We start from the raw sequence: 12,805 nt of genomic DNA on the forward strand, positions 1-12,805 counted from the left end.
CGCCACGCAGGTCGCCGCGCGCCTGGGCGAGGCGCTGAACACCCGGGTACCGGTGCGCCTGCTGTTCGAGGCCTCCACGGTCGCCGCGCTCGCCACCCGCGTGGAGCACCACGCCGACGCCGGCGGCCGCCGCGCGCTGACCGCCGCGCCGCGACCGCCGCGGATCCCGCTGTCGCTGGCGCAGCAGCGGATGTGGTTCCTCAACCGCTTCGACACCGCCTCGGCCGCCTACAACGTGCCGATCGCGGTGCGGCTGAGCGGTGCGCTGGACGTCTCGGCGCTGCGGGCCGCGATGGCGGATCTGGTGGCGCGCCACGAGATTCTGCGGACCGTGTACCCGCAGACCGACCAGGGCCCGGTGCAGGTGATCCTGCCCGCGACCCAGGCGATTCCGGAGCTCGAACTGCGCGTGGTCGATGCCGCCGCGGTCGAGTCCGAGGTGGTCGCGCTGATCAACACCAGCTTCGACGTCACCACCGAGGTGCCGGTACGGGTCGCGCTGTTCGAGGTCCGTCCCGACACCGAAACCGCAAGCGGCACCGCTGAATACGTGCTGGCCATGGTCGTGCACCACATCTCCGGCGACGGTTCGTCGGTGGGCCCGCTGACTCGCGATCTGATGACCGCCTACGCCGCCCGCGCGGCCGGGCTGGCGCCGAACTGGGCCCCGCTGGAGGTTCAGTACGCCGACTACAGCATCTGGCAGCGCGAACTGCTGGGCAGTGAGGACGATCCGGATTCGCTGGCCTCCAAGCAGGTCGCGTACTGGAAGCAGGCGCTGGCCGAGCTGCCCGATCAGCTCGATCTGCCGTCGGACCGCCCGCGTCCGGCCGTACAGAGCTTCGCCGGCGGCAAGGTCGAGGTGCGCATCGATGCCGAACTGCATCGGGCGCTGATCGACCTGGCCCGCACCGAGGGCGCGACGCTGTTCATGGTCGTGCACACCGCGCTGGCGGTCCTGCTGTCGCGGCTGTCGGGCTCCGACGACATCGCCATCGGCACCCCGATGGCCGGTCGTGGCGAGGCCGTGCTCGACGATCTGATCGGCATGTTCGTCAACACCCTGGTGTTCCGGACCCAGGTCGACGCCGGTGCCGGCTTCACCGAACTGCTGGGACGGCAGCGCGATATCGACATCCAGGCCTTCGCCAACGCCGACGTGCCGTTCGAGCGGCTGGTCGAGGTGCTCAACCCGGTACGCTCCACCGCGCGGCATCCGCTGTTCCAGGTGGGTCTGTCGTTCCAGAACCTCGCGCAGGCCACGCTGGAGCTGCCGGGCCTGCGGGTCAGCGGACTGGACTTCGATACCCAGCTCTCGCAGTTCGACCTGCACCTGATCGCCACCGACCGCTACAGCGAGACCGGTGCGCCCGAGGGCATCACCGGATTCTTCACCTACGCGACCGACCTGTTCGACCACGACACGGTGGCGGGCTTCGTGGATCGGTTCGTGCGGATGCTGGGCGCGTTCGTGGCCGCACCGCATACCGCGGTCGGCGATATCGATCTGCTCGACGCCGCCGAACGCGGTGCGCTGATCTCCGCCCGCAACGCCACCGAGCACCCGGTGGACCGGTCGGCGACGCTGGCCTCGCTGCTGGACGCGACGGTCGAGACCTACTCCGAGCGCGACGCCCTGGTCGGCGCCGACGGCACCCGGGTGACCTACGCCGAACTCGACCGGCGGGTGAATGTGCTGGCACGGCACCTGATTTCGCTCGGTGTGGGACCGGAGTCGCGGGTCGCGCTGGCGATGCGCCGCTCGGTCGATCTGGTGCTCGCGATGTACGCGGTCACGGTGGCCGGCGGCGCCTATGTGCCGGTGGATCCGGATCAGCCGGCCGAACGCACCGGCTACATCCTCGACACCGCCGACGTGGTGTGTGTCCTCACCGATGCCGACGCCGGATTCGAGACCGATGTCGCACCGGTGGTCCGGGTCGACGACATCGACACCGCGGGTGACGATTCGCCGATCGAGGACGACGAGCGGGTCGCGCCGCTGCTGCCGCAGCACACCGCCTACGTCATCTTCACCTCCGGTTCCACCGGGCGGCCGAAGGGTGTGGCGGTTCCGCACGCCGCGGTGGTCAACCAGTTGCTGTGGAAGATCGCCGAATTCGGCCTGGGCGCCGAGGATTCGGTGCTGCTGAAGACCGCGGCCACCTTCGACCTGTCGGTCTGGGAGTTCTGGTCCGCGGCCGTCTCCGGCGGACGCCTGGTGATCGCGGCGCCGGACGGCCACCGCGACCCGGCCTACCTCAACGAGCTGATGGCCCGCGAAGCGGTCACCACGCTGCACGTGGTGCCCTCGATGCTGGACGCGCTGCTCACCGAATCCGATGGGAAGCTGACGAATTCGCTGCGTCGCGTGCTGGCGATCGGTGAGGCGCTGCCGGGTGCGACCGCCCAGCGGTTCCGCCGCGACAACGCCGCCGAACTGTTCAACCTGTACGGCCCGACCGAGGCCGCGGTCTCGATCACGAGCCATCGCGTCACCGCGGACGAACAGCAGTCGGTGTCGATCGGTGCGCCGGAGTGGAACAGCCAGGTCTACGTGCTGGATTCACGTCTGCACCCGGTGCCGGACGGCGTCTCCGGTGAGCTGTATCTGGCCGGTGCGCAGCTGGCCCGCGGCTACTTCGCGCGGCCGGATCTGACCGCGGACCGGTTCGTGGCCAACCCCTTCCAGCCGGGCGCCCGGATGTACCGCACCGGTGACCTGGTGAGCTGGAATGCCCGGGGCGAACTGGAATATCAGGGCCGCACCGACTTCCAGGTCAAGATCCGCGGCTTCCGCATCGAACTCGGCGAGATCGAGTCGGCGCTGCTCGGCCTGGACGAGGTCGCGCAGGTCGCGGTGCTGGCGAAGTCGGACCCGCGCATCGGCGACCGGCTGGTGGCGTATCTGGTCCCGGCTGGCGACAGCCTGGACATCGACGCGGTGAAGGCGGCACTGAACGCGGCGCTGCCGTCGTACATGGTGCCCTCGGCCTTCGTCGAACTGGACGCGTTGCCGCTGAACATCAACGGCAAACTCGACCGGCGCGCGCTGCCCGAACCGGAATTCGAGACCACTGCCTTCCGGGCGCCCTCGACACCGATCGAAGAGGCGGTCGCCTCGGTGTACGCCGATGTGCTGTCGGTCGAGCGCGTCGGCGCCGACGACGACTTCTTCGCCCTCGGCGGTAACTCGCTGCTGGCCACTCAGGTCGCCGCGCGCCTCGGTGCGCTGCTCGACACCCGGGTGCCGGTGCGGGCGCTGTTCGAATCCTCGACGGTGGCCGGGCTGGCCGCCAAGGTCGAACAGCAGGCCGGTGCCGGCGGTCGCCCGCCGCTGACGGCCGGACCGCGCCCCGAGCACATCCCGCTGTCACTGGCGCAGAACCGCATGTGGTTCCTCAACCAGTTCGACACCACCTCGTCGGTGGACAACATCCCGGTAGCGATCCGGCTCTCCGGCGCGCTGGATGTGTCCGCGCTGCGCGAGGCGGTCGCCGATCTCATCGCACGCCACGAGATCCTGCGGACGGTCTACCCCGAGACCGCCGCCGGTCCGGTGCAGCGGGTGCTGTCGCCGGCCGAGGTGGCGATCGATCTCGAGCCGGTGCGGATCGAGGAGTCCGGCGTGGTCGAGGCCGTCACCGCCGCGGTGACGACCGGCTTCGACGTGACCACGCAGATTCCGTTCCACATCCGTCTGTTCCAGGTCACCGACACCGACTTCGTGCTGGTCTTCGTCGCGCACCACATCGCGGCCGACGGCTGGTCGATGGGCCCGCTGACCCGGGATCTGATGGTGGCCTACGCCTCGCGCGCCGAGGGTGCGGCACCGGCGTGGGCGCCGATGCCGGTGCAGTACGCCGACTTCAGCATCTGGCAGCGCAATCTGCTCGGCTCCGAGGACGATCCGGAGAGCCTGCTCAGCGCCCAGGCCGACTACTGGCGGCAGGCGCTGGCCGGAATTCCGGACGAGCTGAACCTGCCCGCGGACCGGCCGCGGCCGACCGTGCAGTCGTTCCAGGGCGGGCGGGTGCTGTTCCCGATCGGTACCGAGCTCTACGAGGGACTGCAGCGCACCGCGCGCGAGCAGAACGCGACGCTGTTCATGGTCGTGCACACCGCACTCGCACTGTTCCTGGCGCGGATGTCGGGGACCGACGACATCGCGATCGGCACCCCGATCGCGGGCCGCGGCGAGGCCGAACTCGACGATCTGATCGGCATGTTCGTCAACACGCTGGTGCTACGCACCCACGTGCGCGGCGAGCTGACCTTCGGTGAGCTGCTGAGCCACGCCAAGGACGCGGACCTGCAGGCCTTCGCGCACGCGGACATCCCGTTCGAGCGGTTGGTCGAACTGCTCAATCCGGAGCGCTCCACCGCGCGGCATCCGCTGTTCCAGGTGGCGCTGTCGTTCGAGAACCTGCCCGAGAGCACGTTCGAACTGCCCGGATTGCACGTCTCGGCGCTCGATTTCGACGTCGACACCGCGAAATTCGATCTGTCGCTGACGGTTCGCGAATCCGACGACGATCGCAACGGCATGTACGCCGAATTCTCCTACGCGCGTGACCTTTTCGACGACGCCACGGTGGAGGTCTTCGCGCAGCGGTTCACCCGCCTGCTCGAGGCGATCGTCGGGCAGCCGCAGACCCCGGTCGGCGATCTGTCGCTGCTGGCCGCCGAGGAGTACGAGCTGCTCACTCACGTCCACGGCGACGAGGTGATGGCCACCGGACTGCTGCCGGATCTGATGAGCCACGGCGTCCGGCTCGGCCGCGATCGAATCGCGGTGCGCTACAACGGTGAATCGATCACCTACGGCGAACTCGACGACCGGTCCTCGCGCCTGGCGCGGGTGCTGATCGAACGCGGTGTCGGACCCGAGCAACTGGTCGCGGTCTCCTTCCCGCGTTCCTACGAGATGGTGCTGGCCGTCCTGGCCGTCACCAAGGCCGGTGGCGCGCACGTGCCGGTGGATCCGAACTATCCCGAGGATCGGGTGCGGCATATGCTCACCGATTCCGGTGCGCTGCTGGGCATCACCGGTTCGGCGTATGTCGGCGACCTGCCCGGCGACGTGGAATGGCTGGTTCTCGACGATCCCGCGACCGACGAGCTGTGCGCCGCGCAGTCGGCGGCGCCGGTGACCGACGCCGATCGGCGCACTCCGTTGCAGATGGCGCATCCGGCCTATGTCATCTACACCTCCGGCTCGACCGGTAAGCCCAAGGGTGTCACCGTGACCCACGCCGGTCTCGGCGGCCTGGCGGATGTGGCGACGAGCCTGTACGGCCTGGAGCCGCAGCATCGGTTCCTGCACATCTGCTCGCCCAGCTTCGACCCGTCGGTGCTGGAGTGGGTGTGCGCGTTCTACATCGGCGCCACGCTGGTGATCACGCCGCCACAGATCATCGGTGGCCCGGAGCTGGCGGAACTGCTGCGCACCGAGCAGGTCACCCACACCATCATCACGCCCGCGGTGCTGGGCACGATGGATCCGGCCGACCAGGAGCAGTTGCTGGTGACGTCGGTGGGTGGCGATGTGACCACGCCGGAACTGCTGGCGAAGTGGCAGCCGGGGCGCAAGTACTTCAACGCCTACGGTCCGACCGAGACGACGATCATCTCCTCGTACGCGCGGTTGTTCCCGGGCAACCACATCACCATCGGCACCCCGGTGCACGGTATGTCGGCGCTGGTGCTCGACGCCCGCATGAACCCGGTGCCGCCGGGGGTGGCCGGTGAGCTGTTCCTCTCCGGTGGTGCGGTGGCCCGCGGCTACCAGCATCGGCCGGGGCTGACCGCGGAGCGGTTCGTCGCCAACCCGTGGGGCGCGCCCGGAACCCGGATGTACCGCACCGGTGACGTGGTGCGGTGGTACGCCGAACCGGATGTGCGCGCCGGCAATATCGCCCGCCCGGAGGTGCCGTGGGAGCTGGATTACGTCGGCCGCACCGACTTCCAGGTGAAGATCCGCGGTTTCCGCATCGAACTCGGTGAGATCGACGCGGTGCTCGGCCGGCACCCGGATGTCGAATTCGCGATCACCATCGGCCGCGAAACCGCCGCCGGTGCAACGATTCTGGTGTCCTACGTGCTGGCTGTTCCGGGACGTGCGGTCGACCCCGCCGCCGTGACCGACCATGTGGCCGCGGTGCTGCCGCCGCATATGGTGCCCTCGGCGATCGTGGTCCTGGACGAGATTCCGCTGACCCCGGTCGGCAAGCTCGACCGCAAGGCGCTGCCGGAACCCCAGCTCGCGCCGCGCGAGTTCCGGGCACCGACCAGTGCGCTCGAGGCGACCATCGCCGAGGTGTTCGCCGAGGTGCTGGGCGTCGAACAGGTCGGACTCGACGATTCGTTCTTCGCGCTCGGCGGTGACTCGATTCTGTCGATCCAGCTGGTCTCGCGGGCCAAGGCACGCGGTGTGCTCTTCACGCCGCGGCAGGTCTTCGAACGGCGCAGCGTGGCCGCGCTGGCGGAGATCGCCACCCGCGCGGGTGAGGCCGAGCAGCAGGTGCTCGCCGAACTGCCCGGTGGCGGTGTCGGCGAGATCCCGCTGACGCCGATCATGGCCTCGATCCTCGGCACCGGATCGTCGTATCAGCGGTTCTCGCAGGCCATGGCGCTGCGACTGCCCGACGACACCGACCGGGAGACGCTGGTCGCGACCGTCGCCGCGGTCGTCGATCACCACGATGTGCTGCGGACCCGCTTGCGGCGCAACGAGTCCGCCGCCGTGGACAGCCGGGACGGGTGGACCTTCGAGGCCCTGGAACAGGGCGCGATCGACGTCGATGCCCTGGTGCATCGGATCGACCTGCCCGGTGACATCTCCGACGCGGAACTGTCACGCCGGGCGAGCGTCGAATACGACGCCGCGCTGGGCCGCCTCGATCCGGCGAATGCGGTGATGACGCAGTTCCTGTGGTTCGCCTTCACCGGTGCCGGCTCATCCCGACGGGACGTGCTCGTGATCGTCGCCCACCACTTCGTGGTCGACGGTGTGTCGTGGCGCATCCTCATCCCGGATCTCGCGGTGGCCTGGTCGCAGCTGAGGTCGGATCAGGCCGTGGCGCTGCCCGCGAACGGCACGTCCATGCGCCGCTGGGCGCACGCCCTGGTCGACGCCGCGGCCGCGCGAGCCACGGAACTGCCGTTCTGGCAGCAGATCGCGGCGTCCGAGGATCCGGTGCTGGGCGAGCGGGCCTTCGACCCGGCGGTCGACACCTTCGACACCGTCGATCGGGTCGAGGTGCTGCTGCCGGCCGAGGTGACCGATGCGGTGCTGACCGGCGTGCCGGACAAGTACCGGGCCGGTGTCGACGACGGCCTGCTGTCGGCGCTCGCGCTGGCGGTCAGCACCTGGCGCGGTGACGCCGCGGGCGGCGCCGCGCTGGTGAAGCTCGAGGGACACGGCCGCGAGGAGAGTGTGGTCCCGGGCGCCGATCTGTCGCGGACGGTGGGCTGGTTCACCAATGCCTATCCGGTGCGGCTGGATCTGGGCCACGCCGACGTCGCGGCCGCCCTGCGTGGTGGAAAAGCCCTGGGCGACATCGTGAAATCGGTGAAGGAGCAGTTGCTCGCGGTGCCGGACAAGGGCATCGGATACGGCTTGCTGCGCTACCTGAACCCGGAGACCGGTTCGGAGCTGGCGGCCGGTACCGCACCTCAGATCAGCTTCAACTATCTGGGACGCGCGGACACCGGTGCGGGCCCGCAGACCGCAGAGGCCGCCGAGAGCGGCTCGGAGCCGGTCGGATTCGACTGGGCGCCGGTGGTGGATCTGGGACAGCTGGATGCCGACATGGATCCGGATATGCCCGCCAACGCCGCGATCGACATCAACGCGATCGTCACCGACGGGCCGGAGGGCGCGCAGCTGTCCGCATCCTTCGCGTTCCCGACCGGGCTGTTCGGCAAGCAGCGCGTGCAGGAGTTCGCGGATCTGTGGGTGGCGGCGCTGACCGCGCTCGCCGACCATGTCCGGCAGCCGGAGGCGGGCGGTCTGACGCCGTCCGATCTGCCACTGGTCGAGGTCGCGCAGTCCGAGATCGACGAGTGGGAACGGCAGTATCCGGGGCTCTCGGACGTCTGGCCGCTCTCGCCGCTGCAGTCGGGTCTGCTGTTCCACGCGATGATGACCCAGCAGACCGTGGACGTCTACACCATGCAGGCCGTGGTGGATCTCGGCGGCGCGGTCGACGAGGACCGGCTGCGCGCGGCCGGTCAGGGCATCCTGGACCGGTACCCGAACCTGCGTGCCGCCTTCGTCACCGACGCCGGCGGCCGCGCGGTCCAGCTGATCTCGGATCGCGTCGAGGTGCCGTGGCATACCGTCGATCTGACGGATCTGCCGCAGCAGCAGCGGATTCCGGAGTTGAAGCGCCTGCTCGAAGAGGATCGGGCCACGCACTTCGACATGTCGCGGGCGCCGCTGCTTCGGTTCACGCTGTACCGGACCGACGCTGATGCCTTCCATCTGGCGATCACGACCCACCACATCCTGGTGGACGGCTGGTCGATGCCGCTGCTCATGCGCGATCTGCTGGTGCTCTACGCGGTGCGCGGTGATACCGCCGCACTGCCGCGGGTGTCCTCGTACCGGAACTTCCTGAGCTGGCTGGCCGGGCGCGACCGCGAGGAATCGCTGCGCACCTGGTCGCGGGCGCTGGCCGGTGCGGACGAGCCGACCCAGCTCGCACCCGCGGCGCGGGGACCCGAGCACTACGAGATCGAGAAGTTCGTCGCCGAGGTCGACGAGGCTCGCACGCGCCGGATCACCAAGTACGCCGCCGAGGTCGGGGTCACGGTGAATACGCTGGTGCAGGCCGCGTGGGGCATTCTGCTCGGCCGGCTCACCGGCCGCGACGACGTGGTGTTCGGCGCGACGGTCTCGGGCCGCCCGCCGGAGCTGACCGGGGTCGAATCCATGGTCGGCCTGTTCATCAACACGCTGCCCGTGCGCGTCGGCGTGGACGACCGCTCGTCGGTCGGTGAGTTGCTGCAGGGCCTGCAGCGCGATCAGGCCGATCTGCTCGACCACCACTACGTGGGCCTCACCGATATCCAGCGAATCGCCGGCGCCGGAGCACAATTCGACACGCTGCTGGTGTTCGAGTCGTATCCGATGGATACCGATGCGATCGCCGCGGCGAGTTCGATCGACGGCATGTCGGTGACCGGTGTCGGCACCAACGACGCGACCCACTACCCGCTGACCCTGCTGGTGACCGCCGAATCGACGATCGAGGTGACCTGGAAGTACCTGACCAGTCGCTTCACCGCCGAGGAAGTGCACACCCTGGCCGAGCGGCTGGACCGGGTGCTGGACGCGCTGACCGGCGATCCGGCGGCCGCGGTCGGCGATATCGACATCCTCGATGCCGACGAGCGGGCGCGGATCCTGGCCGGCGCGGCGGTGGCCGCCGATCCGGTCGCCGAACCCGGCCGGGTCGGCAGCCGGACGGTCGCCAAGGCGCTCGGCGATGTGGTCGAGGAGGATCCGCAGGCTCCCGCGCTGCTGTCCGGCGACGCCGAAATCGCCTATCACGAGGTGGATTCGCGGTCGTCGAAGCTGGCCCGGGTGTTGATCGGACGCGGCGTCGGCCCGGGCGACATCGTCGCGGTGGCCCTGCCGCATTCGGTGGATGCCGTGGTGGCGCTGTGGGCGATCCAGAAGGCCGGCGCCGCGGCGCTGTTCGCCGACGGCCTGTCCTTCGGGGAGATCGTCGCCGCGGGTGCCGGCTGGGGTATCGCCCTGGAGCCGGCGGCCAAGTCGGTGCGCTGGGTGGTCCCGACCGATCCGAAGGTGCGCGCGGAAATCGATGCGGCACAGGCACACCCGGTGTCCTACGCCGACCGCGTCCGGCCCCTGCAGGACGAGCATCCGGCCTTCGTGGTGCGGGCGGCCGACGGCACCCTGCGCACGCTGACCCAGGAGCAGGCCCTCGACCACGCCGACACCCTGCGCGCCGACCACGAGATCGACTACGAGTCGACCACGTACACCACGGCGACGGCGGGTCCGGCAGCGCTGGCGGAATTCCTGACCTCCGCGACCGCGGGCGCACTCTCGGTCCTGCCCAGCGGTGATATCTCCGGTGACCTGGCCGAGGGCGAGGTCAGCCACTGGTTCACCGCGGCGGGTGAGGCGACCGACGCCGCCGACGGCGAAGTGCGAGTGATCGAGTCGGAGTGAGCCGGAAAGGCCGGTGCACGGGGTGCGGTCGCATCTCGGCACCGGCTTTTCCCATCCGCCACTGCTGAACTCGGGCAGCGCTTGGAAGAAGCGTTCGCTGCGCCTTTCCACCGGAAACGGGTAGGACCGTGAGCGCCGACGTAGAGTCGAGACAGTTCACAGCACAGACCGGGCGGGGCGGCTTCTCCTCGCGTGGGCCGTGGCGAGGCTCTGCAGAGGAGGGGGACATGGAAACAATCACCGCACCCGCGCTGGAGTTGAGCGGGCTGTACAAGCGGTTCGGTGGGCCGTGGGTGGTCGACGGGGTGAGTCTGGCGGTGCCGCCGGGGTCGTTCTTCGGGCTGGTGGGGCCCAACGGCGCCGGGAAGACCACCACGTTGTCCATGGCCGTCGGACTGTTGCGGCCCGATGCCGGGCAGGCGCGGATCTTCGGCGCCGACGTGTGGGCGGATCCGGTGCGCGCCAAGACGATCGTCGGCGTATTGCCGGACGGCCTCGCGCTCCCGGAGCGGCTCACCGGACGTGAATTGCTCACCTACACCGGGCTTCTGCGCGGTCTGCCGCCGGCGACGGTGGCCGAGCGGGCGCAGGAACTGCTCGCGGTCCTCGAGCTGATCGAGGCGGAAAACACTCTGGTCGTGGACTATTCGGCCGGTATGCGCAAGAAGATCGGGCTCGCCACCGCACTGCTGCACGGACCCAAGCTGTTGGTGCTCGACGAACCGTTCGAGGCGGTGGATCCGGTGTCCGCCAGCACTATTCGCACGATTCTGCGGCGGTTCGTCACCGCCGGTGGCTCCGTGGTGCTGTCGAGTCATGTGATGGCGTTGGTGGAAAACCTGTGCGATCACCTCGCCGTCATCGACAAGGGGAGGGTGGTCGCCGCCGGTTCGGTCGCCGAGGTGCGGGGGGAGGGCAGCCTCGAGGAGGCCTTCGTCCGGCTGGTGGGCGGACGCATCGGGGGAGACGAGGGCCTGTCGTGGTTGGCGTCCTGATCCGCATGCGCTGGCGGCTGACCGTCCGCGCGATGAACAACGGACGGGCTGCGGTCGGCTTCTGGCTCGGTCTGGTCTTCGGGATACTCGCCGCCGTCGCCACCGCGGTGGTGATGGCGGCGGCCGGCCACGCCTGGGATACCCGCGCGGCGATCAATGTGGCCGCGACGCTGTACGCGGTGTGGACGCTCGGCTGGCTGGCCGGCCCGATCATCACCGGCAGCAGCGACGAAACACTGCAGCCCGAACACTTCCGGCTGCTGCCGCTGAGCTATCGCCAATTGGCGATCGGTCTCGCGGCGGTCGCCTTCACCGGGCCGGCCGGTGCGGTCAACCTGATCGCCTTCGCCGGACTGGTCGCGCTCGCAGCACAATTGGGGGTGGTACCGACCCTGTTCGCGGTGGCCGGGATGTGCCTGCAACTGATCTTCGTGGTGCTGCTCTCCCGCGCGGTACTCGCGTGGATCGGCGCCGCGATGCGTTCGCGCCGCGGTCGCGATCTCGGTGTCGTCCTGGCGGGCCTGACCGGCCTCGCCTACTACCCCCTGCAACTGCTGGTGTCCTATCTCGGGCCGCGCCTGGAGCACGTATCGCCCGGCCTGGGCGCGACCCTGCGAATCCTGCCCTCGGGATGGGCGCCCTACGCGGTCCAAGCGGCCGAGGAAGGTCACTGGTGGTTCGGCGTCGGGGCCCTGGCGGGACTCGCCGCGCTGTCGGCGCTGCTGTGGCAGGCGTGGGCGGTACTGCTGCGCCGGCGCCTCACCACCACGGCCGCGCCCGCCGGACCCGTTCGCGCACAGGCGGGTTCGGGACGCCTCGACCGGCTGGTCCGCCCGACACCGGTCGGCGCGGTGGTACTCAAGGAATTGCGCACCTGGTCGCGCGACGGCCGGCGGCGGGCGGCGCTGCTACCGCTGATGCTCATCGGCGTGGTCCTGCCGCTCTTCCTCGGACTGCAGAACGGTGGCGCGAGCCTGCCTTTCGCGGGCGTGTTCGTGGTGTGGATGGCCGCGATGGCCAGCGCCGACATGTACGCCTTCGACGGCACCGCCCTCTGGCACACCCTGGTCATTCCGGGTGCCGTGCGCGCCGACGTCCGCGGCCGCATGATCGCCTGGCTCCTGATGGTCGGCCCGCTCGCCGTGGTGCTCACACTCGTGCTCCCGGGTGCGGCCGGGCGCCCGCAGATGTATCCGTGGGCGGTATCGACGCTGCCGGTGGTGGTGGGCGTCGGCGTGGCGGCGTCGATGTTCCTGTCGGTCTACGCCGCGTATCCGCTTCCGCAGCAACGCGGTAACCCCTTTGCCGGCAATTCCGGTAATCCGGGATGTGCGCGGGCGCTGGTCCAGTTGGCGGTCGGCTTCGGTCAGCTCGTGGTGAACCTGCCGGTGCTCGGCCTGCTCGCGCTGGGCGCCTATCTCCACAACGCCCTCGTGCAATGGTCGGCGCTGCCGGTCGGAATCGTCCTGGGTGCCGGCGCCGCACTGCTCGGCGCACAGGTGGCCACCCGCCGCGTCGAAGCCCGCGGGCCGGAACTGCTGGCCGAGGTGAAACCGCGCTGAACCCCTCCGGGAGATTCGCCGGAATCTGACGATTTCGGCCG

3 protein-coding genes (1 of these 3 cut by a window edge) are annotated in these 12,805 nt (G+C 69.8%); all 3 read left to right on the forward strand.

What is annotated here, in order from left to right:
• Positions 1-10,207: the final stretch of a non-ribosomal peptide synthetase gene (locus A5780_RS32645; RefSeq protein WP_064911031.1), read on the forward strand. The gene continues 33,839 nt to the left of window position 1, outside the view; the window shows 10,207 of its 44,046 coding nt (coding positions 33,840-44,046); its start codon lies beyond the left edge, outside the window; it ends in the stop codon at positions 10,205-10,207.
• 227 nt (positions 10,208-10,434) lie between these two features.
• Positions 10,435-11,202, forward strand: coding sequence for an ABC transporter ATP-binding protein (locus A5780_RS32650; RefSeq protein WP_030517160.1), 768 nt, complete (start codon positions 10,435-10,437; stop codon positions 11,200-11,202).
• A complete protein-coding gene (locus tag A5780_RS32655; RefSeq protein ID WP_063014204.1) occupies positions 11,187-12,764 on the forward strand; it encodes a hypothetical protein in 1,578 nt (525 codons plus the stop codon). Before A5780_RS32650 ends, A5780_RS32655 begins: the two co-directional genes overlap by 16 nt.
• The last annotated feature ends 41 nt before the right edge of the window (positions 12,765-12,805 follow it).

Source organism: Nocardia sp. 852002-20019_SCH5090214, assembly GCF_001665865.1.
Taxonomy (GTDB): domain Bacteria; phylum Actinomycetota; class Actinomycetes; order Mycobacteriales; family Mycobacteriaceae; genus Nocardia; species Nocardia nova.